At 65.4% G+C, this 24,014-nt stretch carries 22 protein-coding genes; 6 read left to right on the top strand and 16 right to left on the bottom strand.

The window, feature by feature from the left end:
• The first annotated feature begins 585 nt into the window (after positions 1-585).
• Complete coding sequence (locus AC3FNH_RS29780; protein WP_488722621.1) at positions 586-2,241, top strand: S53 family peptidase; 1,656 nt, start codon at positions 586-588, stop codon at positions 2,239-2,241.
• Between the two features lie 49 nt (positions 2,242-2,290).
• On the top strand, positions 2,291-3,901 hold the full coding sequence (locus AC3FNH_RS29775) for a S10 family peptidase (RefSeq protein ID WP_276101961.1): 1,611 nt from the start codon (positions 2,291-2,293) through the stop codon (positions 3,899-3,901).
• A gap of 214 nt (positions 3,902-4,115) precedes the next feature.
• On the opposite strand, the gene AC3FNH_RS29770 is transcribed toward AC3FNH_RS29775, so the two are convergent.
• From AC3FNH_RS29770 to AC3FNH_RS29745, 6 genes are all read right to left on the bottom strand, one after another.
• Complete coding sequence (locus AC3FNH_RS29770; RefSeq protein WP_488722620.1) at positions 4,116-4,679, bottom strand: hypothetical protein; 564 nt, start codon at positions 4,677-4,679, stop codon at positions 4,116-4,118.
• Positions 4,680-4,868: 189 nt separating this feature from the next.
• The gene (locus tag AC3FNH_RS29765; RefSeq protein WP_276101963.1) at positions 4,869-5,093 is read right to left on the bottom strand and encodes a hypothetical protein; all 225 of its coding nucleotides are present in this window, start codon (positions 5,091-5,093) and stop codon (positions 4,869-4,871) included.
• A 164-nt stretch (positions 5,094-5,257) separates the two neighbouring features.
• Positions 5,258-5,926, bottom strand: a complete 669-nt coding sequence (locus AC3FNH_RS29760) for an anti-sigma factor (RefSeq protein ID WP_276101964.1) — start codon at positions 5,924-5,926, stop codon at positions 5,258-5,260.
• Complete coding sequence (locus tag AC3FNH_RS29755; protein WP_488722619.1) at positions 5,916-6,530, bottom strand: RNA polymerase sigma factor; 615 nt, start codon at positions 6,528-6,530, stop codon at positions 5,916-5,918. Before AC3FNH_RS29755 ends, AC3FNH_RS29760 begins: the two co-directional genes overlap by 11 nt.
• Positions 6,531-6,587: 57 nt before the next feature.
• A complete protein-coding gene (locus AC3FNH_RS29750) occupies positions 6,588-7,109 on the bottom strand; it encodes a dethiobiotin synthetase (RefSeq protein ID WP_488722618.1) in 522 nt (173 codons plus the stop codon).
• Positions 7,110-7,255: 146 nt separating this feature from the next.
• Entirely contained in the window at positions 7,256-7,573 is a 318-nt protein-coding gene (locus AC3FNH_RS29745) for a DUF4148 domain-containing protein (RefSeq protein ID WP_276101967.1), read from the bottom strand.
• A gap of 288 nt (positions 7,574-7,861) precedes the next feature.
• On the opposite strand from AC3FNH_RS29745, the gene AC3FNH_RS29740 reads away from it, so the two are divergent.
• Positions 7,862-9,514 carry an adenylate/guanylate cyclase domain-containing protein gene (locus AC3FNH_RS29740; RefSeq protein ID WP_488722617.1) on the top strand — a complete coding sequence of 551 codons (1,653 nt, stop codon included), beginning with the start codon at positions 7,862-7,864 and terminating at the stop codon, positions 9,512-9,514.
• A gap of 162 nt (positions 9,515-9,676) precedes the next feature.
• Complete coding sequence (locus tag AC3FNH_RS29735; protein ID WP_488722616.1) at positions 9,677-11,884, top strand: penicillin-binding protein 1A; 2,208 nt, start codon at positions 9,677-9,679, stop codon at positions 11,882-11,884.
• 40 nt (positions 11,885-11,924) lie between these two features.
• On the opposite strand, the gene leuD is transcribed toward AC3FNH_RS29735, so the two are convergent.
• The 3 genes from leuD to AC3FNH_RS29720 are packed head-to-tail and all read right to left on the bottom strand — an operon-like array spanning position 11,925 to position 14,962.
• The gene (gene leuD / locus AC3FNH_RS29730; protein ID WP_276101970.1) at positions 11,925-12,569 is read right to left on the bottom strand and encodes a 3-isopropylmalate dehydratase small subunit; all 645 of its coding nucleotides are present in this window, start codon (positions 12,567-12,569) and stop codon (positions 11,925-11,927) included.
• The gene (gene leuC, locus AC3FNH_RS29725) at positions 12,562-13,980 is read right to left on the bottom strand and encodes a 3-isopropylmalate dehydratase large subunit (protein ID WP_488722615.1); all 1,419 of its coding nucleotides are present in this window, start codon (positions 13,978-13,980) and stop codon (positions 12,562-12,564) included. The genes leuD and leuC overlap by 8 nt, the downstream gene beginning before the upstream one ends.
• 19 nt (positions 13,981-13,999) lie before the next feature.
• Positions 14,000-14,962: a tripartite tricarboxylate transporter substrate binding protein gene (locus AC3FNH_RS29720; RefSeq protein ID WP_276101972.1), complete on the bottom strand. Its 963-nt coding sequence runs from the start codon at positions 14,960-14,962 to the stop codon at positions 14,000-14,002.
• Between the two features lie 102 nt (positions 14,963-15,064).
• On the opposite strand from AC3FNH_RS29720, the gene AC3FNH_RS29715 reads away from it, so the two are divergent.
• Positions 15,065-15,988, top strand: a complete 924-nt coding sequence (locus tag AC3FNH_RS29715; RefSeq protein WP_488722614.1) for a LysR family transcriptional regulator — start codon at positions 15,065-15,067, stop codon at positions 15,986-15,988.
• Positions 15,989-16,015: 27 nt separating this feature from the next.
• On the opposite strand, the gene AC3FNH_RS29710 is transcribed toward AC3FNH_RS29715, so the two are convergent.
• Positions 16,016-16,318 (bottom strand): penta-EF hand family protein, encoded by a 303-nt coding sequence (locus AC3FNH_RS29710; RefSeq protein WP_488722613.1) that lies wholly within the window; start codon positions 16,316-16,318, stop codon positions 16,016-16,018.
• A gap of 233 nt (positions 16,319-16,551) precedes the next feature.
• Between AC3FNH_RS29710 and AC3FNH_RS29705 the strand changes: the two genes are divergently transcribed.
• Complete coding sequence (locus AC3FNH_RS29705) at positions 16,552-16,989, top strand: VOC family protein (protein WP_276101975.1); 438 nt, start codon at positions 16,552-16,554, stop codon at positions 16,987-16,989.
• Between the two features lie 187 nt (positions 16,990-17,176).
• Here the strand turns inward: AC3FNH_RS29705 and AC3FNH_RS29700 are convergent, their stop codons facing one another.
• From AC3FNH_RS29700 to AC3FNH_RS29675, 6 genes are all read right to left on the bottom strand, one after another.
• Positions 17,177-18,433 (bottom strand): TolC family protein, encoded by a 1,257-nt coding sequence (locus AC3FNH_RS29700; RefSeq protein WP_488722612.1) that lies wholly within the window; start codon positions 18,431-18,433, stop codon positions 17,177-17,179.
• A complete protein-coding gene (locus AC3FNH_RS29695; RefSeq protein WP_488722611.1) occupies positions 18,430-21,543 on the bottom strand; it encodes an efflux RND transporter permease subunit in 3,114 nt (1,037 codons plus the stop codon). Before AC3FNH_RS29695 ends, AC3FNH_RS29700 begins: the two co-directional genes overlap by 4 nt.
• On the bottom strand, positions 21,543-22,631 hold the full coding sequence (locus AC3FNH_RS29690) for an efflux RND transporter periplasmic adaptor subunit (RefSeq protein WP_488722610.1): 1,089 nt from the start codon (positions 22,629-22,631) through the stop codon (positions 21,543-21,545). The genes AC3FNH_RS29695 and AC3FNH_RS29690 overlap by 1 nt, the downstream gene beginning before the upstream one ends.
• Positions 22,632-22,714: 83 nt before the next feature.
• The gene (locus tag AC3FNH_RS29685) at positions 22,715-23,185 is read right to left on the bottom strand and encodes a hypothetical protein (RefSeq protein WP_488722609.1); all 471 of its coding nucleotides are present in this window, start codon (positions 23,183-23,185) and stop codon (positions 22,715-22,717) included.
• Positions 23,186-23,324: 139 nt separating this feature from the next.
• The gene (locus tag AC3FNH_RS29680; protein WP_488722608.1) at positions 23,325-23,642 is read right to left on the bottom strand and encodes a type II toxin-antitoxin system RelE/ParE family toxin; all 318 of its coding nucleotides are present in this window, start codon (positions 23,640-23,642) and stop codon (positions 23,325-23,327) included.
• Entirely contained in the window at positions 23,639-23,917 is a 279-nt protein-coding gene (locus tag AC3FNH_RS29675; RefSeq protein ID WP_276101981.1) for a ribbon-helix-helix domain-containing protein, read from the bottom strand. Before AC3FNH_RS29675 ends, AC3FNH_RS29680 begins: the two co-directional genes overlap by 4 nt.
• Positions 23,918-24,014 lie beyond the last annotated feature (97 nt).

Below are 24,014 nucleotides of genomic sequence, written 5' to 3'. Positions count from 1 at the left end.
CGCTACGCGCAGAGCCCTAGTCTGGGCACCCAGGCCGCAGGCAAACCGCGCCGCAGCGAAGCGGAGAAACCGAACCGTTGGCACTGGCGACGATGATGCCCGTCGCAAACCGACTAGGACGCGCGCGCAGCGCAGCCGTAGGCGTCCCACCGCTGACGCTATTGGAACGCTGTACCCGAGCCCTACATGGGGATCGTACAAGAGCCGGTTATCGCAGGCACTGGTTCTGAATCACTATGCGTAGCAGGGTCGAACGGGCAACCAAGCCTCGCGAGACCAAAGCCGCTTGAAAACAAGGAGCGCATCGTTGATGGCCAGCCGCCAGGCGACGCGCTTCTGCCACTGTCCGTCGCCACGGCAAGGACGCCAAGGCCGCACTCCTGCCGGACCTGACGCGATCGATCGATAAGGCCATTTTCGCAATCGATTAACACAGATATAAGCGACATTCAGGAGGGGAACGCCTTTGACGAATTGACAGGCAATACCTAAGCTCGTTTGAGCCTGCCGCCGAAGCCGGAGGCAGGTGCGGAAATCGCGCAACGCGCGGCCGCCGAACGGCAAGTGCCTGCGTCGGAGGACAACATGGCGGACACCCACGTACTGCTTGCTGGCAGCCGCAGGCCGCTGCCGCACAACGCCATCCGGGTCCGCGACGTGGATCCGCTCGCGATCGTCGACGTCACCGTCACGCTCAAGGGACCTCAGCTTCCCGCGCCGGGGCAGATGCCCGACAAGGCATTGTCGCGGCAAGAGATCGCACAGCGCTTCGGCGTGCCGGCGGAACAGGTCCACAAAGTCGAGGACGTGCTGCGCGCCTATGGGCTCCAGGTCGTGGAGGTAAAGCAAGGTGGCCGCAGCATACGGGTACGCGGGCCGGCGGCGGCGATGATCGCCGCTTTCCGCCCCGAACTCGGCATCTACCAGGTCCCCGGACAGGGCCAGATCCGCGCGCGCCAGGGCATGCTGATGGTTCCGGCCGAGATCGCCGACGTCGTGGAAGGCGTGTTCGGGCTGGACCAGCGCCGGGTGGCGAAGCGTCACGCGCAGGCGGCAGCGCTGGTGCGCGCCGCCGCCCCACTGACGCCGGCCGACCTCGTGAAGCAATACCGCTTTCCCGCCGGCGATGGGGCCGGCAAGACGGTCGCCATCGCCGAGTTCGGCCAGAACCTCGGCAACGGGCAGGTGCTGCCGCCCGCCTACCTGCCCTCGGACGTCGCCGCGTTCTGCAAGCGCCAGGGCCTGCCGCAGCCCGTGGTGAGGATCGAAAGCGTGGGCCTGTCGCCGCTCAGCGAACAGCAGTTCAAGGCCGAGATCCAGGAACTCCCCAAGGACCTGCAGGATCTGCTCTTCATGCAGACAGCGGAGACGATGATGGATATCGAGATCGTCGCCGGGCTCTGTCCGAAGGCGGATATCGGCGTGTATTTCGCGACGTGGGGCGAGAGCGGCTGGATCAACCTGCTCGACGAAGTGACGTCGGGAAGCGGGCCGTTGCCGGTGGCGCTGTCCATCAGCTACGGGCTCGCCGAAGAGGCGCCGGACTGGAGCCATGGCGCGATGGCATCCATCAACCAGCGGCTCCAGATCGCGGCGATGCAGGGCATGACCGTGTGCGTATCGTCGGGCGACGACGGCAGCGGCTGCAACCAGCCGGGCAAGCGCTGCCATGTCGCGTTCCCGACCTCGAGTCCCTACGTACTGAGCGTCGGCGGCACCATGCTGGTGGCGCATGCGGACGGGAAGACCCAGGAAGTAGCGTGGTGGGAAGCGCCGGGCGAGCGCACGCAACAGGGCGGCGGCTCCACCGGCGGTGGCGTGAGCGTCCTGAACGCCAGGCCGCCGTGGCAAACCGTCTCGGTTGGGTCGCTGAATCCCGGCGCGCCGGACGGACGCGTGGTGCCCGATGTGGCAGCGCTGGCCGGGCCGCCGCTCTATGACCTGCTGCTCGACGGCCAGCCGTTGCCCGATGGCGGCACCAGCGCGGCCGCGCCGTTGTGGGCCGCGCTGGTGGCGCGCATCGACGCGGCGTTGCCGGCCGGCAAGCGCCAGCGTTTCCTTGCGCCGCTGCTCTACAAGGGCAACGTGGGACGCGCGGGCTTCAGCGACATCGTCTCGGGCCAGAACACCTCTCGTCCCAGCCCCGGCAAGGGCTATACGGCCACGTCGGGCTTCGACGCCGTCACCGGCTGGGGCGTGCCCAACGGCCAGGGCCTGCTCGAAGCCCTGGCCGCCGTCTGAGGCCGGTGGGATTGCCAAGCCGAACACCGCGAACACGGAGGCCAATGCCATGAGTCCGACGACAAGAAAGGAAGTCCCGCCCGATCAACCGCTCGTCGACACTACGCCATACGGGTATGGCCCTGACGATTCGGTCACCGACGTCACGGAGACAGCGGCCATCACGCAGCACACCCTGAAGCTCAATGGCAAGACGCTCGCCTACACGGCACGCGCCGGCCATCTGGTGACGACGGACCCAAGCAGCGCGATGCCGGCCGCCAAGCTGTTCTATGTCGCCTTCACGCTCAATGGCGCGACCGCGTCCGCGCGTCCGGTGACGTTCTTCTACAACGGCGGCCCGGGATCGTCCTCGGTCTTCCTGCTGCTCGGCTCCTTCGGACCGCGCCGGATCCGGACCAGCATGCCCGGCTTCACCCCGCCGGCGCCGTACGGCCTGGAAGATAACGAGGACTGCCTGCTCGACCACACCGACCTCGTCTTCATCAACCCCGTCGGCACCGGGTATTCCGCGGCGGTCGCGCCGGGCACCAACAAGGACTTCTGGGGCGTGGACGAGGACGCTGGCTGCATCAGGCAGTTCATCAAGCGCTATCTGACGGTGTTCAACCGCTGGAACTCGCCGAAGTACCTGTTTGGGGAGTCCTATGGCACGCCGCGCACCTGCGTGCTGACATGGCTGCTGCATGAGGATGGCGTGGACCTGAACGGCATCGTGCTGCAATCGTCGATCCTCGACTATTCGCAGGCGGGCAATCCCGTCGGGCTGCTTCCGACGCTCGCCGCCGACGCGTGGTACCACAAGAAGGTCACGCTGTCGCCGGTGCCCGCGACGCTGACGGCGTTCATGGACGACGTGGAAGCGTTCGCCGTCGATGCCTACGTCGACGCGCTAGCCGGTTTTCCGAAGTCCGACCCGAAGGCGCTGAAGTACCTGAGCGCCATCCTCGGCATTCCGCCGGAGGTCCTGCGTTACTGGAAACTGGACCCGTCGACGGCAAACGGCTCGGTGTTCCTGACCAGCCTGCTGCTGGATGAGGGCCTGGCCGTGGGCGCATACGACGGGCGCGTGACGGCGCAGGACACGGGCATCGCCGAATACATCGCCCCGAATTCCGGCGGCAACGATCCCACCATGACCGCCGTCGGCGGCGTCTACACGGCGATGTGGAATGTGTATCTCAACGAGGCGCTGCAGTTCACGTCGACCTCGCCGTTCATGGACCTGAACGACCAGGCCTTCCTCAACTGGAACTTCGGCCACGTCGACCCCACCGGCGCGCAACGCGGCGGCGTCGAAGACCTCTACACGGCCGGCGATCTGGCCGCGGCGATGGCGCTGAACCCCTACCTGAGGGTGTTCTCGGCGAACGGTTACTACGACGCCGTGACGCCGTTCTTCCAGACGATCCTCAATTTCCAGAACATGCCGGCCGCGCATGCGGGCGTCGCGACGACGCTGACCGTCAGGAATTATCCTTCGGGCCACATGATTTACCTCGACAATGACTCGCGCACGGCGATGAAGGCCGACCTGTCTGACTTTTATGCGGGCTTGCAGCGGCATGTGGAGGCGATCCAGGCCGCGCTGCCGGCGCCTGAGCAGCAGGCGGTCTATGCGGCGCGGTATCGGCGGCGGTTGAGCCGGACGCCGTACTGAGCGCTTGCGGGTCCGCGTGGGGGTCTGGGCCGCGAGCAATCAGGCCCGCCGCATGAGGCTGAAGCTCTACGCGCTCGGCTCCCGGTCCGACAGGCCGGCCCGGAACAATGCGAGCGGGGTGACGTCTTCGGACTCCTTGATAGCGGGAGGAGTATCAGGCATTTGTTGCAGCGCGGCTTGCCTCATCGGGCTCCATCCTGGTGCCCGAACTGCGCTATGGCGAACTTGTCGTCAATCTCCCCCAAATCCTGGGCGGAAAGACAACCCATGGCAATGTTGGGTCCACGTGCGTGAAGTCCAGACAGCCCTCAAAAGTGCCGATACCCGGGTGCTCCTGAAGCACGGAAAGCGCGACGCTGACTTGTGCAGCTCTGTTGCCGCAACTGCCGATGCCATGGTGCGAATCGGCTGGCCATATCACACGCCCTCCGGTAACGCTGCCACTCTGCAGGGTACCGTCAGCCTGCCACCATTGCCACTCGCCGCCGAGGACAGTCGCTTCAACAGTGGCGTCCTGACTCGACCGCACCGGCCCAGAGCGGTCAAGGCTGACAATCCAGAAACCACCCTGGCCGGCGCCCACCCCCTGGCACGAATCAACGAGGCTGGTGTCCGTTCCTGAGAACGTCACCGTGCCGCCATCGTTAACGTCAGTCGTGACATCGACGCCAGAAACGCAGGCCTGGTGATGGAATTCCGTGTGGGCACAGGCAGCAAACCCCAGAACGAGCATCGTCGACGCCACCGGGCGGACCAGAGCGGTCAAATCGGGTTTCATAGCGCACCCCCCAACACGTCTATAGCTTAGGCGATATCGGCCAGCAGATCGCCGGTGTCTTTGTGGATGGGGAGGGGATTGGGAAGGCGTGGAGGCGGGGCTTGGCGCGCCTGCCAAGCTACGCCACCCCCAATCAGCGAACCAGGGCGGGCCTCGGCCCGCCCTTCTCTTGCCGCGCCTGATGCCGGTTTAGCCGTGCGCGCCGTCAGTGAACGGATCGCGCCGATCCGTGACGCTCCGCGCACCTTCCGAGTAGACGTCAAATTTGCCTGCCTTGGCCCCATCGGTGTAGGGATCGCGCGGCGCGTTGATATGCGTCTTGCCGTCGGTGGAATCGACAGGCAGGTTGCTTGCATGGGCCAGGGCCGCGAACGAAGTCAATGCGGCGAGAACAACAGTGGATAGGATTTTCACGACAGTCTCCTAATGAAACAGGGGTGGCTTCCATTCGCGTTGCCGTCAGGGCTGGCTACGCTCGGTATGTGCATGTCGGGCCCGCTTCCTGGAGGCCGTTGCCCCATGCCTTCGGGTTCGTCATGCACTTGTCCAACTGCGCCGGCATTCTCTTTATTCCCTGTTCAGTTGCCCAGTTCGGTCCGAATGGCCTGCGCGAACGCGTTCACATGAACCGGTTCCGCGTCGCTGATGGCCCAGAAGTCCATGCCTTTCTGGTGCCAATGGACAATCGAGTAGCCGTCTGATGAATCGGCCACCTGGGTTGAGACGCCGCTCGCCGCCGGAAAGACATAGAGATCGATCGGGTGCTGCTGGTAGCGGTAGATCAGGACCGCTACCCTGCGATGGTCCACGTAGTCGACGCGGCCGCCAGTCAGGGGGAAGTCCCCCGTCGGCAACTGGATCACCGGCGGCGCGTAGTCGAGCCGCCCGTTGAACCAGGGCTTCACTGTGTGCTGATCGGTTGACAACACGTCCATCGAGTGTTGCGACAACAGCGCGCGGACGTGGCTGGTCACGAGTTCCTGACCCATCCCGCCGGTTCGTTGCGGCGGCACCAGCGAGAGCATGGCAAACACCACGGCGGAAACGGCGGCCCCGGCAAGACCGCCACCTGCCAGCGCCAAGGCGGGATTCATCAAGCTCACCCGCCATGCCAGCCACGACAAGCGGCGCGATTTGCGTGGCAGGCTGGCCTCCACGCGTGCGCGCAGGTACGGTGGTGCACGGTAGTGAAGCGAGCCATCGCGCAACAGATCGGTCAGCGAAGTCATCGCCTTGTCATCGTCCATGATTGGCTCCCATCGAACGGCCCGGCACGGGCACAGGGGCAAGTGGAATGCGGCCGCCCGGGCCTTGCATCTGCGCGGCGCGAACTGCAGTGCAGAGAAGGTGGCGGCCGCGCGCCAGCCGCGACATCACGGTGCCGATCGGAATGCCTGCGACGCTGGCGATATCGCGATAGCTCATGTCTTCCAGTTCGCGCAGCACAAGCACCTCGCGATATTCGACCGGGAGTTGTTCGAGCGCGCGGTGTACCAGTTGCGCATCGTCACGGCGTACCGCCAGCGTTTCGGGATCGCTGCCGATATCGTCCTCCCATCCGGGTAGCCGCTCGTCGCCATGGAGGACTTCGTCAAAGGGGGTGCCGTCGGCGGCGTCGCACCGCCGACGCCATTCGCTGAACCACGTGTTCCTGACGATGGCAAGCAGCCAGGCACGCGCATTGCCGCCGCGAAAGGTGCTGAAGAAGCGAAACGCGCGCAAGTAGGCTTCCTGCACGATATCGTCCGCGTCGTTTGCGCTGCCGCTCAGCCAGCGTGCCAGGTTGTAGGCAGCGTCGAGATGCGGCAGCGTTACCTCCGCGAAATGGCTGGACTCGTCAGTAGCGTTCACGGTGCCCTCCTCTGTCTTGCACCTGTCCTACCGTCGGCCGCCACGATTTATTCCGGACTACGATTCGTTCAGGAAGTCCGGAAAGACCTGCGTGAGCACCAACAGGCCGTCGGGATTGAAGTAGAAGTGCATGGTCGAGTACTGCACACTGTCCTGCGCAAAGCGATAGCTCCAGACCTTCCGCCGCATCAGCGGGAAATAGGAGGTTTCCGCGGGCTTCCCGAAGTGGACCAGCACGTCCTGCATGGTCCACTCGCCGATCCTGGCCATGCCGAACTCTTCAGCGGTCAGCACCTGCCTGACACTGACGACGCGCCCATCCGGCCCGATCTGGGCTGCCCATTTGGCTTCGCCCGGCGCGGGATAGAGCCAGCGGCGGGAACCATCCGGAAGCCGATAGACCTCGCGCGGCGCGCCAAGCGTGGCTTGCAACTCCGCCTCGCTGGCACCCGGCGCCACGGATTGCCACGCGGGACTTGCACAGGCGAACAGTAGGGCCGATGCAGCCAGCGCCGGCAGCACCCTCGCATGCCGGACGCGGTGCACCAGGCCGCGTCCGTCTGGGAATGTTGAAATCATGGTTGAACTCCGACAGTCATGGTGAAACTCGCGATCTCCTGATCCATGGCCGGCCAGGCGGCTTCGACCGCAAGATGCTGCGCGACGTTCGCGCGCCTGCGTGATGCGTGGCTTGCCACCGCAGCCACGCATCACGCATGCCTGTTTCATTGGGTGACGGTGGCCTGTGCCGGTCTGGCGGCCTCGGCTGTGGTGCCAGGCGCGGTGGCGGCTTGCGCTCGATGTTTCGCATCCAGCTTCTGCAATGCCTGCTGCAGATTGTCCGGATACCGGGTTTCACCGGGAGCGGCAGGGTTGTAGCCAACGGCCTCCAGTTCCTGGAGCTCTCTCAGGATGCCGGCGCGCGTGACCTGGGGCATGTCGTTCGATGCCGCGGGTTGTGCTTGGGCAACGCCGGCAGCAAGGTAGATGGGCGACGCAATGGCGAGCGCGCGATACAGCCATTTCAACGATCTCGTTTTCATCTCATAACTCCTTGGGAGGGGAAAAAAGCGCGCCTCTGTCCTTGGCGCGCTTGCATGCATAACCAGCGGGCTGTGCGCAAAATTCCCGCCAGCCCGCGAAGCGAGTGCAAGACGCGATTGGGAATAAAGTGGGAGCCGCGGCAGTCTAGCGAATGCCCCCTTGCCAGGTGCATGAGGCAAGCGGGTCCGTGTGACACCGCCCATAGGCTCCGGTTCGGGATACGTGGAGGGCCGCGCATGTCCGGATTTCCCTCTTTTCGCCGCTTGTGGCCAACCAGCGTGCGATCCGTGCGCCTGGCAACCGGCCTGGTGCTGTTCAGCTACGTCGGCACGCACCTGCTTAACCACGCTCTCGGAAATATTTCGCTCGCCTGGCTGGAGCGCGATCTGCTGGTCCAGAAGTTCATCTGGCAGGGGTGGGCCGGCACGATTCTCCTGTACGGCTCACTGGTCACGCATTTCTTCCTGGGACTGTGGGCCCTGTACGAACGGCGCTCGCTGTACTGGACCCCCGGTGAAATGGCGCAACTGCTGCTCGGCTTGTGCATCCCTCCGCTGCTGGCCAACCACGTCGTGAATACGCGCATCGCCTTTGCCGAGTTCGGCCTGGACAAGGGCTATGCGCAGGTGCTGTACGCGTTCTGGATCGATTCCCCATTCTTTGCCCGGGTGCAGCTCGCGCTGTTGGTAGTCGCCTGGCTGCACGGGTGCTACGGCATCTGGTTCTGGCTGCGATTGAAACCATGGTTCGGCGCATGGCGGAGTGCGCTGACGAGCGCCGCCGTCCTGCTCCCGGTGCTCGCGTTGCTGGGCTTCCTGCAGGGCGGACGGGAGGTGGTTGCCCTGGCGCAGGACCCGGTGTGGCGCGCCGCCGCGATCCGGCCGGCGACCATCGGCACACGACCGCAAAATCTGTGGCTTGCCAGGCTGCGCAATGATTTCCTGCTCTTCGATGGCGGCGCGCTGCTGCTCATACTGGCCGCGCGGCTGGCGCGCAGGTTCCGGGAGCGCAGGGGTGGACGGTACGCCATCCTGTATCCCGGCGGGCGAAAGGTGCTCGCGCCGCGCGGATTTTCGGTGCTCGAGGCCAGCCGCCTGGCCGGGATTCCTCATGCCAGCACTTGTGGTGGCCGGGCCCGATGCACGCTGTGCCGGGTCCGGGTACTCAGCGACGTGCCGCTGCCAGCGCCCTCCGGGGCGGAGCGGCGTGTCCTGGAACGGCTGCGCGCGGACCCGCAGACATTGCGCCTGGCCTGCCAGTTGCGGCCGACCCACGATCTCTCGGTGTGGCCACTGGTACCGCCGGCAGCATCGGCTGCCTTCCTGCAGCGTCGTCAGCAGGATGTCATGCCACAGGAGCGCTTCGCCGCGTTCATGTTCGTCGACATGCGGGATTCGACCAGGCTCGCCGCGGCACAATTGCCGTTTGACAGCATTTTCGTGGTCAGCCGCTTCATGGGTGCGGTCTGCTCCGCGGTGGTCCAGGCTGGCGGTCAGCCGAACCAGTTTCTCGGCGACGCGGTGCTCGCAATCTTCGGCTTGAGCAGCGAACCCTCAACCGCCTGTCGACAAGCGCTTCGCGCCGTGCCGCTGGTAGCGGCCAGGATTGACGAGCTCAACGCCTTACTTCAACAGCAGTTGCAGATAGGAATCCGGTTTGGCATTGGATTGCATTGCGGCCGCGCTGTCGTGGGGCAGATCGGGTTCAGCGAACATGTCACCTTCACCGCGATTGGCGATCCGCTGAACGTGGCCTCGAGACTTGAACAGTTGACCAAGGAGATGGCGTGCGAGGCAATCGTCTCGGATCAGGTATTCCACCATGCCGGCGTTTCGGCCTCGGACCTGCCCGGCGTGGTTGCCCGCCTGCGGGGCCGCGATGAGCCGGTACCAGTCCGGGTGCTGTCCAAGGCATCGCAAATGCCAATGCCTGCGGCCTGACGCAATGAACGATCGCGTCCGGTGCAGGGGAGCGCGCCCCTTCCGATGACGGCTGCCCCGCAAATGTAAGCGTCTGTAAATGTCGGCTGTCCGACGCACATTTCGCCATGGAGCCCGCAACCGCTTTGGTACGATCGCGCTTTTCGTCCGCGCCCCGTCACTGTGAATCGCCACCCTGTCATTGTGTTTCGTGAGCTTTGCGCACGGTGGTTCGCCCACATCCGGCCGCTGGCAGCAGCCTGCAAGACGAGATTCCGACGCCTCCTGGATAGCGCCTGGCGCCGCATTCGCCGCCCGACACGACTGGGCATCGCCCTGACGCTTGCGGCCTTGTCGGCACTCTTCCTGCTGTGCACGGTCGCACTCATCCGCTCGACGCCGGCCCTCGGCGATATCCGCAAGGCCCGCATCGACCGGCCGGCCGTGATCGTATCGGCTGACGGAAGAATCCTGGATGAACTCAAGCCGGTCAATCGCGAGTGGGTGCCGCTCCGGCAAATCTCGCCCTACGTCGTGGCGGCCTTGATCGCGACGGAAGACCGCCGCTTCTACGACCATCCCGGCATCGACTGGAAGCGCACGGCGGCGGCGGCACTGCATACGCTTTCCGGCGACCGGCAAGGGGGTTCGACGATCACACAGCAGCTCGCGCGCAACCTCTATCCCGACGATATCGGCCGCGCGCCAACGCTGCTTCGCAAGCTCAGGGAAGCGATCACGGCCTTCAAGATCGAAGCCGTGTACAGCAAGGACCAGATCCTCGAGACCTACCTGAATACGGTACCGTTCCTGTACAACGCCTACGGCGTGGAAATGGCCGCACGCACCTACTTCGGCAAATCCGCCGACCGGCTCGATATTCTTGAAAGCGCGACGCTGGTCGGGATGCTGAAAGCCAACAGCACCTATAACCCTGTCCTCAATCCCGAGCGCGCGCTGCAGCGGCGCAACACGGTACTCGGGCAGATGCACAAGTACGGCAAGCTCGGGGCCGATGCCTACGCCCGGCTCGAGCGGCAGCCGCTGCGCGTCGACTTCGCGCAGCAGACGGAGCGGCCGGGCGCCGCCCCGCATTTTTCGGCGCAGTTGCGCAAATGGCTGATCGCATGGGCGGATCGCAATGGCTACAACCTCTACGCCGATGGCCTGGTCGTGCGCACGACGATCGATTTCCGCCTGCAAGCCATGGCAACGCAGGCGCTTGGCTGGCAGACGAACCAGCTGCAATGGATCGCGGACCAGGCATGGAACGAGCGAACCGGCTGCTGGCCGGGCAATGACTTGTTCCAGGCGTTCATGCGGCAAACGTCCGACTACCGCGCCGCGCGCGAGGCTGGAAAAACAGACCGGAATGCACTGAGGGACCTCGCTTCCAACCCCGCTTTCGTTCGCGCGCTCTGCCGCAGCAAGACCCAGGTCCAGGCCGGATTTATCGCGATCGATCCGCGCAGCGGTGATATCAAGGCATGGGTCGGCAGCACCGATTTCAGTGCCGAGCCGTTCGATCACGTGCAACAGGCGCGCCGCCAGCCGGGTTCGACATTCAAGCCGTTCGTCTATGGCGCGGCGTTCGCGGGCGGCGCCCGGCCGGGCGATACCATCGTCGACCGGAACGTGGCCATCCCCCTGCCCGATCATGCCATCTGGCGGCCGACCGACGCCGAACCGCCTACCGACCGGCCGATGACGCTGCGCGACGCGCTGGCGTTCTCGCGCAACCGCATCACGGCGCAGCTCATGCAAGCGCAGGGCCCGGAGAAGGTTGCAAGCCTGGCACGGGCGATGGGCGTACGCGAGAGCCCGCTCGAACCGGTGCCTTCGCTTGCGCTCGGCACGAGCCCGGTAACGCTCAGGGAAATGGTTTCGGCATACGCCACCATCGCCAACCGTGGCAACTACGTCGCGCCGCGCATGGTGACCCGCATCGAGGACTCCCATGGCAAGGCCCTGGCCGAGTTTCCCAGCGCTGCGCCAGCCCAGGCGCTACCCGCGGGGGCCGCGCTGACGCTGGTCGACGTGATGCGCGATGTCGTCACGCGCGGCACCGGCTCGGACATCCGGTCGCGCTTCGGGATCCGCGCTGACGTTGCCGGCAAGACGGGAACGACGCAGGACAACGCCGATAGCTGGTTCATCCTCATGCACCCGCAACTCGTCGCAGGCGCATGGGTGGGCTTCGACGATGGACGTGTCACGCTCGGCAGCTATTGGAGCCAGGGCGCGCGCAGCGCCCTGCCAATGGTGGGCGCCTTCTATGACATGGCGCTGCGCGCGAGAGCGATTGATCCCGGCGCACGCTTCAGCCCCGAGAAGCGCCCGCCTCCCGCCGCCAGGCCCCGACAGCATCGCTTCCTCTTCTGGCGGTTCTGATACTTGAGCGTAGCGCCCGGCTTCCGCCTCTTGCGCGACCTCAGGTCGCGCCGAGGCGGTCGCGGGTGCGGCGTGCGACATTCCTTGTCCAGGGAAACGCGGACCAGTACTGGTCCGCGAACGCTTCAATCTCGGCCCGATGCCTGAGAGAGAGACCGATCATGTCGAGTCCTTCGATGAACATGCGGCGGTGCCGTTCGGACAGCTGGAACGGATGCTCGCCCACGGGCGTCCTGACCCGCATGGCATCGACATCGATGGTGATGGTGTTGCCGCTGTCCGCATCGACGGCATTCATCAGTGGCTCGATGACTTCGCGCGGGAGCATCACGAGCAGCAATCGGTTATTCATCGCATTGGAGTAGAAGATCTCTCCATAGCTGGGCGCAATGACGGCCCGGATGCCGAATTGCTGCAGGCCCCATACGGCATGTTCGCGGCTCGATCCGCAGCCGAAGTTCGCGCCGCCGACCAGGATGCTCGTGCCCGCATACCCGGGGCGATTCAGCACGAAATCCGGACGCGGATTACCGCTCTCGTCGAAGCGGTGATCGTACAGGATCCCCTGGTCGAGGCCCGCCTTGTCGATGCCGCGAAGAAACTGCTTCGGGATGATCTGGTCGGTGTCGAGGTTCTCGAAGCGGATGGCGGCCGCCTTGCCGGTGATTCGGGCGTGATCAGACATTGGCAATCTCCAGCTTGCGGACGTCGGCAATCCTCCCGGTAATGGCCGCCGCTGCAGCCATGGCCGGGCTCATCAGGTGCGTAATGGCGCCGCGTCCCTGCCTGCCTTCGAAATTTCGATTGGTGGTCGAGGCACAGCGAATGCCGTCGGCCAGGACATCGTCATTCATGGCGAGGCACATGGAGCAGCCCGGTTGCCGCCATTCGAATCCCGCCGCCGTCAGGATCGCGGCAATCCCTTCGCGCTCGGCCTGGGCTTTCACGGCGCCGGATCCCGGCACGACCATCGCCCGGACGCCGCTGGCCACCTGCTTGCCGCGCACGACGGCGGCCACCGCCCGGAGGTCTTCGATCCGGCCGTTCGTGCATGAGCCGATGAAGACATGCTGGATCGCGGTGCCTTCGAGCAATGTCCCGGGCGAGAGGCGGGTATAGGAAAGCGCCCGGTCGACGGCACGCTTGTCCGCTTCGTCCATCTGGTCTTCCGGGAACGGGATACGCCCGGAGACTGGCACCACCTGGTCAGGACTGGTTCCCCAGGTCACATGGGGCTCGATCTCACCCGCGTCGAACGCGAAATCGAGGTCGTATTCCGCTTCGGCGTCGCTCTTCAGCGTCTCCCAGTACGCTAGCGCCGCTGTGCGCTGGGCTTCGTCCATATCCGGTGCGCGGCGCAGAACGTAGTTGGTCGACACCGCATCTGGCGCAATGAGCGCGCCGCGCGCAGCCGCTTCCACCGTCATGTTGCAAAGCGTGAATCGCGCCTCGACGCTGAGGTCCCGGATTGCCGAGCCGCAGTATTCAACCACGTAGCCGCGTGCCCCCTGAGCCCCGATCCTCCCGATGATCATCAGGATCAGGTCCTTGGCCGTCGTGCCTGCGGGAAGCTTGCCGTTCACGCGAATGCGCATGGTCCTGGCCATCCGGTAGACCAGCGTCTGGGTGGCGAGTACATGCTCGACTTCGGACGTACCGATGCCGAAGCCCAGTGCGCCCAGCGCGCCGTAGGTGGTCGTGTGGCTGTCGCCGCAAATGACCACCATGCCCGGGCGGATCATGCCGTGTTCGGGAGCGATGACGTGCTCGATGCCTTGCAGCGCATCGTTCGTATCGAACAGCGGGATGGCGTGCTTCTCGCAGTTGGCCCGCAGGTTCGTCGCCTGCAGCGACGAGGCAGGATCCGCGATCACGCGAATCTTCGTGGGGTGCGTCGGGATGATGTGGCTGACAACGGAAACGTTCTGTCCCGGCATCAACACCGCGCGGTCTTGCTCGTGCAGCCCGGCAAAGGCCTGCGGACTCGTGTACTCGTTCATCAAGTGCAAGTCGCAGTACAGCAGGACGTTATCGTCATCGATCCTGGCGACAGTGTGAGAGTCGACCAGCTTGTTGTATAGAGTTCGTGGGGGCATGGCTGCTACCATTTCAAGATTATTCGGCGGTGATGCCGCGCTGCCTGATCAACTGGGCCCACATCGGCATCTCCTGTTCGAGTCGCTTGCGGGCCGCTTCCGGCGTTGTCGGCGTCGGTTCAAAACCTTCCTTGAGCATCCGGTCTTTCGTTGCCTGTGCCGTGAGCGTGGCATTCAGGGCTGCGTTCAGCTTGTCGATCACCGGCTTGGGCGTACCGGCCGGCGCGAATACCATGAACCACGTTTCAAAGTTGTAGCCAGGCAATCCGGCTTCCGCCGCCGTTGGCACGTTCGGCAAGAGCGTCGACCGCTTCGAACCGGTCACGGCAAGCGCGGTGAGCTTGCCGGCGAGCACATGCTGCTGAGCCGCGGATACCACCGGGAAGCTCATATCGACCTGACCGGCGATCGTGTCGACGAGGGCCGGACCGCCGCCACGATAGGGAACGTGGACGATCGATACGTTTGCCACCGACTTGAACAGCTCGGCCGACATATGGAAGGTGCTGCCATTGCCCGCGGAGCCGTAAGTCATCTTGTCCGGCCTGGCTTTGGCGAGGGCGATCAGTTCTTGCAGACTCTTCGCCGGGATCTTGTTGTTGACCACCAGGACATGCTGGGCCCCCGCGACCATGCCGATGGGAGCCAGGTCCTTCCGCGTGTCGTACGGCATGCGCGGGAACAGGCCGGGATTGATGGCCAGCGAAACCGTCTGCAGGCCAATGGTGTAACCATCAGCCGGCGACTTCGCGACCGCATCCACCCCGATATTGCCGCCCGCGCCGGCGCGGTTCTCGACAACCATCGTGCCGCCGAGGTTCTTCGACCACGCATCCGATACAAGCCGGGCGGCGATATCGGCGCTGCCCCCCGGGGCGTAAGGCACGATCAGGCGAATCGGCCGCTGCGGATACGACTGCGCCGACGCAGTTCCCAGAACTGCTGCACAGGCGACAAACGCGGCAAGGCGGGCAAGGCGCATGGGGAGTCTCCTTTGAACATGTTTTTGTGCGACTGATCGTAGCACTTGCCCCCAGAATCATAATTTAGGCAAAATTCATTCTTTATTGCCTGGAGTTCATGAATGGACAGCTTCTCCGACGTTGCCTTCTTCATGGCCATCAACAGACAAGGAAGCCTCGCTGCGGCAGCGCAGGAGCTTGGCGTGACGCCATCCGCAGTCAGCAAACGCCTGCTTGGGCTCGAGGCACGCCTGGGAGTCAGGCTGTTGAACCGGACGACCCGGCGCACCAGCCTGACTCCGGAAGGCGAGAACTATCTCGTCGAGGGCGCGCGCATACTTGCCGAACTGGAGACCCTCGAGCGGTCGGTGGGCGGCAGCGGCAGCACGCCGCATGGGCTGCTCAAGATTGGCGCGACGCTAGGCTTCGGACGCCGCCATATCGCACCGGCGCTGTCAGCGTTCGCCAGGGAATTCCCGAAGATCGAGATTCAACTCCACCTCAGCGACCGGCCGTTGAACCTGACCGAACTGGGCCTGGACGCAATCGTTCATTTCGGCGAAATGCCTGACGTGCGGCTCACCTCACGTCTGCTCGCCAACAACCGCCGCGTTCTGTGCGCGGCGCCGTCATACCTGGCGCGGGCGGGCCTGCCCGGCAGTCCGCGCGATCTCGCCCGCCATAGCTGCATCTTCATTCGGGAAGCAGACGAAACCTTTGGCACCTGGCACATGCGCAGCGGCGCGCAGCAGGAGACCATCAAGGTGCGAGGAAACATGAGCACCAACGACGGCGAATCGGCGGTCGCCTGGGCGCTCGACGGACAAGGACTGGTGGTGCGTTCCGAATGGGATATCGCAGAACAGTTAAGGGCTGGAACCCTGTGCAGGGTCCTGCCGCAGTGGCAGTTCACACCGGCCGATATCTATCTGGTCTACGGCGCCGGCAAGACCCGGACCGACAGAGTCAGGGTACTCGTTGACTTTTTACTGAATCGCTTTGCGAGCCATCGGCAGGCGAAACCGGGAGCCGGCGGCGCGTGGTAGGACAGTTCGTAGCGCGTGCTGCCGCAGTCAGGATGACGCCGACTGCAAAAGCTCGTCGACGCCCGGCGGTTCTTTCGGACGGCTTTGGCTGGTTTTGTTAGCGGTGCCCTCCGCGGCGGGCGGACTTGTCGTAACGCCCTGGTGACGGAGGTGGGCCGCGACCGTCTCGCACCATTCGAGCAACTGGTGCTTGTCGAGATCCGCGACGACGTCTTCGCCGAATAGATTCGAAAGCTCTAGCGCGACGCCGGTGAATTCGGCGCCGTCATCGCGAATGGTCAAGATGCCGTCGCCATCGTGGTCGTACATCTCAATTTTTGTGGCAGACATATCCCTTACCTCCTGAGGCTCCCTGACCGTCACTTGGTTCGCTCGCGTCATCCCAGGCGCTCCTGCCTTGGCGGTTCGCCTGGACTTGCGCCTTCTATGCTAGAAGATCGGCCTCCCTGCCACCAAGGGAGACAAACCTGTGCAGGGGTCGTCACTAGCGCATTTATTCGGCGCGCGCGGGCGAATCTGTCAGTGCCTCGTGGCACGCGATCATCCGCGGCAAAGGAGAAGCCATGGAAAAGATCCCAAAAGCCACAGCGCTATTCGTCGCCGGCTTTGGCCCGATTGTCATCGAAGCCCAGGCAAGCCGCGAGCTCTACGGCCTTGCCTTCGGCATCCCCTTCAAGGAAGAGAAGGGAGGATACCTCCATACGGAGAGCCTGAAGGGCGCAAACACTTTTGCGTTGTGGCCGCTCGCGCAGGCTGCGCAATCGTGCTTCGGCAGCGGGTCGTGGCCTGCCGATGTGCCCATCCCGCAAGCCTGGATCGAGTTTGATGTCGACAGCGTCGAAGCGGCTACGGCGGAACTGGAATCACGAGGGTATCGGATGCTGGTCAGGAACCGTCGCGAACCGTGGGGCCAGACCGTCAGCCGCTTCATCGGGCCGGAAGGATTGCTGGTCGGCATCACGTTTACGCCATCGATGCGGGGAGAGAACGTTGCGGCGTAGAAGGTGCGCGTCGATGATGAAGGGGGCTTTGTGGTGGTGACTGGCTTGTCGTGCTTGGCACGACAAGCCCGTCCTTCCCCATTCCCCCCGCAATCCGGCAAAGAACCAAAAAATGGCCACCAGGCATACCGAGCCAGCCGCCGGACCCCGAAAGGTATCGCATAGTCGGTTTCCAGCGCTGGCTGGCTTAATCGTCAAGATCCCACATCTGGTGAAGATCAAGACTGAGCCGGCTCCCGGCTTCCAACGCATCGACCCGCGCAAGCCGTTCGGCGAGCAAGGCCTCGGCAAGGCTGCGGCGCACCGCGAGCAGTTCCGCCAGGCCGGACTCACCCGCGCGATAGGCGCGCGTCGCGCGATCCGATGCAGTGCGTTGCAGGCTCACGGCCTCGGCCTGAGCCTGCGCCGACGAGCGCCTGCCGAGCAGGTTGCGGTACTGCACATCGAATTCCGTGCCAAGCCTGCGCTCGGCCGCCATGCGGCTGCGTGCGGCCGCCTCGGCGTCCGCGGCCGCCGCCGTGGCCGCCGCGCGGCGATGATCGCCGCCAAGCGGCATGGCGACGCTGACGCCAAGGATGCGCTCCGCCCCGCCCCGCTCGATCGTGACAAACATGCCGACCGTCGGATCAGGCTTGCGCTCCAGATCCGCCCGGGCCGCATGCCGCTGCGCCTGCGCTTCCTGCGCCATCGCCAGCCGGTACTCATGGCTGCCCCGGACGTAGTCCATACGCAGTGCCTCGGGCGCTTCGGGGGGCACCGGAGGCAGCCGTGCATCCGGCGGGGAGCCGGGCTCTCCCAGCCCCGGATACCGCCCATGCAATTCGGCCAGCGCCGCCTGCTCGGCCGCGGAGGCCGTCGCGAGCGCGGCCTGCGTGCGGGCCTGATCCGACGCGGCCAGTTCCCCGTCGAGCCGCGCCGCGTCCCCCGCCTGAATGCGGCGGGTGGTCATGGCGACCAGTTCCCCGGCTGCCCGGGCATTTTCCTGCGCGGCCACGCGAGCCTGTCCGGCACGCATCGCGGCGAACCACAGCGCCAGGATCTGGCGCGACGATTCGTGCCGGGCATCCATGACCGCAAGGTCGCCGGCTTCGGCGGTCGCATCGGCCAGCCGCGCATCGGCGTCGGCCTTGCCCCACAGCCGCAGGGGCCGTTCCACCGCGATCTGCCCTTCAGGGAAACGCTGCGAGGGCTCACGGACGCTGCGGCCCTGGCCAATCGCCCGCACCACCGTCTCGGCCGTGCCGGCACGGATCCCGACGGCACGCGCGAGCGTGGCATCCCGCCGTGCCTCGGCGGCCATCACATCGGGCGAGCCGGCGATGGCTTGCCGCACGGCCTCCTCGGCGGGCAGATAGTCGTGCGCGCCGCCAGCCTGCGCGGCAGCACTCCAGATCGCCATCGCGCCCACCGTTGCCGCAAGGGCGACAGACACCTTGCGCGTCATTGCATCTCTCCCTGTCGGATGGCGGGCCGCTGTCCTGGCAGGCCAAAACGCTCGTACAGCAGCGGCAGAAGCAGCAGCGTCAGCGCCGTCGAGGAGACCAGCCCCCCCGAGACAACAATGGCCAGCGGGCGCTGGATCTCGGATCCGGGCCCGCTTGCGAGCAACAGCGGTATCATGCCCAGCGCCGTGATGCAGGCAGTCATCAGAACGGGGCGCAAGCGGTCCCGCACGCCCGTCCGGACGGTCTGCGCAATGTCGAGCCCGGATTCCAGCAGCGTGTTGAAGTGCGACACCAGGACGACCCCGTTCAGCACCGCGATGCCGAGCAGCGCGATAAAGCCGACCGACGCTGGAACCGACAGGTATTCCCCCGACAGGCGCAATGCGGCGATGCCGCCTACCAGCGCGAACGGAATATTCGCGATCACCAGTACGGCCTGACGCACCGACCGGAAGGTCAGCATCAGCAGGAAGAAAATCGCTGCCAGGGCCATCGGCACGACCAGAGCCAGGCGTGCCGCGGCTCGACGCTGGTTCTCGAATTGCCCGCCCCAGACGATACGCAGGCCTTTGGGAAGCGTCTTGAGACCGGCGACTGCCGACTGCGCCTCCTGGACGAAGCCAGCCAGGTCGCGGCCTTCCACGTTTGCCTGGATCACGGCGAACCTGGCGCCGTTCTCATGATTGATCCGCACGGGGCCGTCCACCCGCTCGAGGCTTGCCAGCGACGTCAATGGCCAGGCCTTGCCGTCCGGCGCCGTAACCAGCAGGCTGGCAAATGCCTCGGGCGCCTGGCGCAATGCCGCGCCGCCACGCAGGATCAGCGGCGTGCGCACGATCCCCTCCGGCACCACGCCGATGCGGTCGCCCTCCACCAGCGCGCGCAATTGCGCCTGCAAGGCGTCTCCGGTAAAGCCCGCCTGGCCCGCGGCGGCACGGTCGATCGACACTTTCAGGAATTGCACGCCGCTGTTGCTGGGCGCAATCACATCGGCCGCGCCTTTGATGCCGCGCACGGTCGTCGCGATGATCTGTGCCGCCGCGTCGATGCCCGCGAGGTCGCTGCCGAAGAGCTTGATGGCAACGTCGCCGCGCGTGCCCGTCAGCATTTCCGAGACACGCATCTCGATCGGTTGCGTGAAGCCGTAGATCACCCCCGGGAAGCGCTCCATCGCGCGCCGGATTGCCTCGGCAATATCATCCTTGCTGCCACGCCACTGGTCCTTGGCCTTCAGCACCAGGAAGGTGTCGGTCTCGTTCAGACCCATCGGATCCAGGCCCAGGTCGTCGGAACCGGATCGCGCCACGATGGAACGGATTTCCGGGACTTCTTTCAACAGGGCCTGCTGTACACGCTGGTCCAGATCGAGCGAGGCCGCGAGCGACACGGACGGCGCCTTCTGAAGCTGCACGATCAGATCGCCCTCGTCCATGGTCGGCATGAAGGTCTTCCCCACGGACAGGTACAGCAGGGCTGCGCCGGCCAGCGCCACGCCCGCAGCGCCGAAGACGGTGCGGCGGTGCGTCGCGCTCCAGTCCTGCATCCGGGCAAAGCCGGCCGATACCTTGCGCATCAGCCAGGGAGGCTCGTCGGCATGCGAGAGCAGCAGCCACGAAGCCAGTGCCGGGACCACCGTGAATGCAATCACCACCGAGGAAGCCAGTGCCATCACGATGGTGAGTGCCACCGGCGCGAACAGCTTGCCCTCGAGACCCTCCAGCGACAACAGCGGCAGGAAAACGATGGCGATGATGGACACACCGGCCAGCATCGGCGGGGCCACGGTTGCCACCGCGTGGCGAATTGCCGCGCCGCGCAGCGCCTCGCCGGTCTGGTGCGCTTCGGCGCGTGCCAGGGCCGTTTCGATGTTCTCGACGACCACCACGGCTGCATCCACCAGCATGCCCAGCGCGATCGCCAGGCCGCCGAGGCTCATCAGGTTCGCGGTGAGCCCGGCGTAACGCATCAACAAGAAGGTGGCAAGCATCGACAGCGGCAACGTAGCCGCCACAACCAGCGCAGCGCGCACGCCGCCAAGAAACAGGTACAGCGTGATCACCACCAGCACGCCGGCCTCGGCCAGCGCGCGGACTACGGTATTCGCCGCGCGCGTCACCAGCTCCCCGCGGTTGTAGAAGATGCTCGTCGACATGCCCTTCGGCAGACTCGGGGCCAGTTCGTCCAGCCGCGCCTGTACCGCCAGCACCAGCCTGCGCGCATCGGCGCCGCGCAAGCCCAGCACGAGCCCTTCCACCGCCTCGCCCCGCCCGTCCTTGCTGACCGCGCCGTTGCGCGTGGCTTCGCCAAGCCGCACGGTGGCCACATCGCCTACCGTCACCGCTGGCGCGCCGGAAAGATCCTGCGCAGCCTCCACGACGATGGCGCGCAAGTCATCGAGCCCGCGTATGCCGCCTTCCACGCGCACCACCCAGTGCTCGTCGCCACGGTCGAGGCGGCCCGCGCCGTCGTTGCGGTTGTTCTTGTCCAGCGCCTGACGCAACTGGTCCAGCGTCACGCCGCGCGCGCGCAGGCGGGACGGATCGGGAATCACCTCGTAGCTTCGCACCTCGCCACCGAGCGCGTTGACGTCCGCCACGCCCGGCACGGTACGCAGGGCCGGCCGGATGACCCAGTCGAGCACGCGGCGACGCTCAGCTAGCGAGTAGTCATCGCCCTCGATGGTGAACATGAACATCTCGCCCAGCGGCGTGGTAATCGGCGCCAGGCCGCCCTCGGCGGTCGAAGGCAGATCCCGCGCGAGGCCGGCGAGCCGCTCCGAGACCTGCTGGCGCGCCCAGTACACGTCCACGCCTTCCTCGAAATCAATTGTGACGTCGCTGATGCCGTACTTGGACACGGAGCGCACGATGGTCTTGTGCGGGATGCCGAGCAGTTCCTGCTCGATCGGCGTCGAGACGCGCTGCTCCACCTCCTCCGGCGTCATGCCCGGCACCTTGAGCACCACCTTGACCTGGGTCGGGGAGATATCGGGAAAGGCGTCGATCGGCAGGTTCACATAAGCCCACACGCCCGCGGCGGCCAGTGCGCAGGCGGCAAGCATGACCAGCACGCGCTGGCGCAGGGAAAAATCGATCAGGCGGGAAAGCATCACTGGTCTCCCGCCATCAGGCCCTTCAGCGCGCCGATGCCCGCGACGGCCACGCGCGTCCCCGCGGGCAGGTCGCCGCGGACCACGGCATTGGCTTCGTCCGTGCTCTCCAGCGTGACAGGCTGGAATCGGAAGCCCTTGTCCGTGGCGACGAACACGCCTGGCGTACCCTGCAGGTAGGCCACGGCCGCCGCCGGCACGCGCACCCGTCCGGGCATGCCCTTCCCTTCCCGGCTGCGCAGCTTCAGCGTGACGTTGACGCTCTCGCCCGCGCGCAGGTCGCCACGGCGTTCCAGCGACGCGCGCACCCGCATCCCGGACGTGCCATCGCCGGCCGGTGCGACGCCAACCACAATGCCGGCCGCGCCGCGCCGCGCGACTTCCACGCGCTCACCCGGGGACGGCACCGGAATATCGCGGCCCACGAGGAGATCCAGTTCCAACGCATCCGGATCGACAATCCTGAACAGCGGCGACGCGCCTTCCACGCGCGCGCCAGGCACGGCGTTGACCTCCGACACGATGCCCTGGTGGCTCGCCACAAGCTGGGCTGCGTCGCCCGTTCCGGAAAAGACGACGCCCGCCGACGCCATTTCCGCACGCCGCGCCCTGGCCATGGCGGCGGCCTCGGTGGCCCGGGCCTGCGTTGCCTGCCAGCGGCTGGCAGCGATGATGCCGTCCTCGTAGAGCGACTGGTCGCGCACCAGGGCCTGCTGCGCAAGGCGGGCCTGCGAGTTCGCTTCCGCCAGCGCGCGCCTCGCGTCGAACAGTTGCGGACTCAGGAAGCTGGCCAGCGGCTGGCCTGGACGCACGGTCTGCCCGATGGCTACCAGCACACGCGGCACGATGCCCGGGTAGGGTGCCGCCACGACATACTGGGCATCGGGCTTGAATACGACCCTGGCGTGCGTGCCAACGTCGAGGGTTTCGGCGGCGGAGACCGCGCTGGTGCGCACCCCAAGGGCGCGCGCGTGCTCGGCGGACAGCGGCACCGCCTGGGTCGCGGCCTGCGCGGCAGCGATGTGCGAAAACGACAAGCAGGTCAATGCAATCCACGCACGAACCTTATAAAGATGTCTGAATGACATTCCTGACTCCAACATGCAGAGAGCACGCCCACCATAGACGGCGGCACATGCACGAATACCGGCAAGACGCCGGATAACGGGAATCAGGAGAACTGCGGTGGTGCCTGGGCGGGGGGCGGGTGACTGAAGCAGTAACGCCAGCGCGGAACGGGGGCGGGAGGGAAAGCAGACCGTCGCGTGGAACCACTGGCAAGCGCCGCCAGCAACCCCAGCGTCAGGATCGACAGAGCGGGGAGTACCCCTGGCTGGAGCAGCGCGGCCAACGCCAGCGGTCCGATCCCGGATTCGACATCCACTTCGAACGCGTCTGCGCTCGCCTGCGACGAATCGGCATGGGCATGATCCTCAAGCCCGGCGGACGCAGCAGTGCCCGAGGAAAAAGCCGCGGCACGGAAATGGGAATCAGTTTCCGCAGGTAGTCCGGCGTGCACGTGCAGGCCAGTCTGTTTCGGAGTTCCGAAATGGCCGTGCAGGAGCGGGGTCAGCAGTTGCGTCAGTACGAAAAGTACCAACGCCGCGCCCCGAAGCGAAGCACCTGGGATTGCACGCGACATGTGCGCATTGTAATGCAACCGGCGCGGACCTCGGCTTTCCGTCTTGCTAGCCGTTAACAAAAAATGTTGAAAACTGGGGCGCCAGGCAATTAGGCTGGTGCCCCAGTTTTTTGGCTCTTTGCAGTGTGTGGGGGCTCGATCAGTCGGTGTCGCGCAGGATCGATTCGTAGTCCTGGCCACCGTAGAAAGGACCAATGATAGAAACCTTGGCGGGATCTTCATCGACAGCGAAGGCGATCACTGCGCTGCCCTTGTAGTGGGTGATGCGCAGCCCGGGCTGCACGTCGTCCCGCATCGTGCCTCGATGCGGGAACGTGCCCAGGCTCTCGCAATAGCTGACGATCGCGCCGGTGTACCTCTGCGCAATGTCCGGCGAGCCCTCCTCGGCGATGTAGTTGTAGAGGTTTCCAATCTGCTCCCGAAACTCTGGCGTGAATTCGACGGGATAGGTCCTCATCGTGCCTTCGTCTTCTCCGCGTGTTTAGCGGCCAGCCCGGCGCGGATCTGGTCGGCGGTCAAGGCCCGGGACGGATCCGCCTTGAGGGCTTGGTAAGCAGGAACAACCTGTTCGCGGAGCCAGTTTTCGACAGCACGATCTCTTGCAAGGAGCGCGCGAAGCCCGTCGCGGATTACCTCGCTTTCGCTAGCATATTCCCCGCTGCGTACCTTTTCCTTCACGGCCTGCGCCATCTCGGTAGGAAGCGTGACGCTCAATTGTTGAGTGGTTCGCATAGCACCCTCCAGTCGGTAGGATTAAATCCTACTCTTGAGAACCTCCACATGTCTAGCCGTCACGTATGCTGCATGCTGCATATTTCCAGGGGTGAGT

Source organism: Cupriavidus sp. 22TCCZM01-5, from assembly GCF_057798915.1.
The sequence above is the reverse complement of the archived record's forward strand: the minus strand, read 5'-3'. Positions and strand labels throughout refer to the sequence as shown.

What these genes read in the sequence shown, in the direction of transcription:
- AC3FNH_RS29745 (WP_276101967.1), bottom strand. Translation starts at nt 7,573, where the DNA reads ATGAAAACGAGATCGTTGAAATGGCTGTATCGCGCGCTCGCCATTGCG.
- AC3FNH_RS29695 (WP_488722611.1), bottom strand. Translation starts at nt 21,543, where the DNA reads ATGCTTTCCCGCCTGATCGATTTTTCCCTGCGCCAGCGCGTGCTGGTC.
- AC3FNH_RS29775 (WP_276101961.1), top strand. Translation starts at nt 2,291, where the DNA reads ATGAGTCCGACGACAAGAAAGGAAGTCCCGCCCGATCAACCGCTCGTC.
- leuD (WP_276101970.1), bottom strand. Translation starts at nt 12,569, where the DNA reads ATGTCTGATCACGCCCGAATCACCGGCAAGGCGGCCGCCATCCGCTTC.
- AC3FNH_RS29700 (WP_488722612.1), bottom strand. Translation starts at nt 18,433, where the DNA reads ATGACGCGCAAGGTGTCTGTCGCCCTTGCGGCAACGGTGGGCGCGATG.
- AC3FNH_RS29770 (WP_488722620.1), bottom strand. Translation starts at nt 4,679, where the DNA reads ATGAAACCCGATTTGACCGCTCTGGTCCGCCCGGTGGCGTCGACGATG.
- AC3FNH_RS29720 (WP_276101972.1), bottom strand. Translation starts at nt 14,962, where the DNA reads ATGCGCCTTGCCCGCCTTGCCGCGTTTGTCGCCTGTGCAGCAGTTCTG.
- AC3FNH_RS29760 (WP_276101964.1), bottom strand. Translation starts at nt 5,926, where the DNA reads ATGGACGATGACAAGGCGATGACTTCGCTGACCGATCTGTTGCGCGAT.
- AC3FNH_RS29710 (WP_488722613.1), bottom strand. Translation starts at nt 16,318, where the DNA reads ATGTCTGCCACAAAAATTGAGATGTACGACCACGATGGCGACGGCATC.
- AC3FNH_RS29680 (WP_488722608.1), bottom strand. Translation starts at nt 23,642, where the DNA reads ATGAGGACCTATCCCGTCGAATTCACGCCAGAGTTTCGGGAGCAGATT.
- leuC (WP_488722615.1), bottom strand. Translation starts at nt 13,980, where the DNA reads ATGCCCCCACGAACTCTATACAACAAGCTGGTCGACTCTCACACTGTC.
- AC3FNH_RS29685 (WP_488722609.1), bottom strand. Translation starts at nt 23,185, where the DNA reads ATGTCGCGTGCAATCCCAGGTGCTTCGCTTCGGGGCGCGGCGTTGGTA.
- AC3FNH_RS29705 (WP_276101975.1), top strand. Translation starts at nt 16,552, where the DNA reads ATGGAAAAGATCCCAAAAGCCACAGCGCTATTCGTCGCCGGCTTTGGC.
- AC3FNH_RS29675 (WP_276101981.1), bottom strand. Translation starts at nt 23,917, where the DNA reads ATGCGAACCACTCAACAATTGAGCGTCACGCTTCCTACCGAGATGGCG.
- AC3FNH_RS29715 (WP_488722614.1), top strand. Translation starts at nt 15,065, where the DNA reads ATGGACAGCTTCTCCGACGTTGCCTTCTTCATGGCCATCAACAGACAA.
- AC3FNH_RS29780 (WP_488722621.1), top strand. Translation starts at nt 586, where the DNA reads ATGGCGGACACCCACGTACTGCTTGCTGGCAGCCGCAGGCCGCTGCCG.
- AC3FNH_RS29750 (WP_488722618.1), bottom strand. Translation starts at nt 7,109, where the DNA reads ATGATTTCAACATTCCCAGACGGACGCGGCCTGGTGCACCGCGTCCGG.
- AC3FNH_RS29690 (WP_488722610.1), bottom strand. Translation starts at nt 22,631, where the DNA reads ATGTCATTCAGACATCTTTATAAGGTTCGTGCGTGGATTGCATTGACC.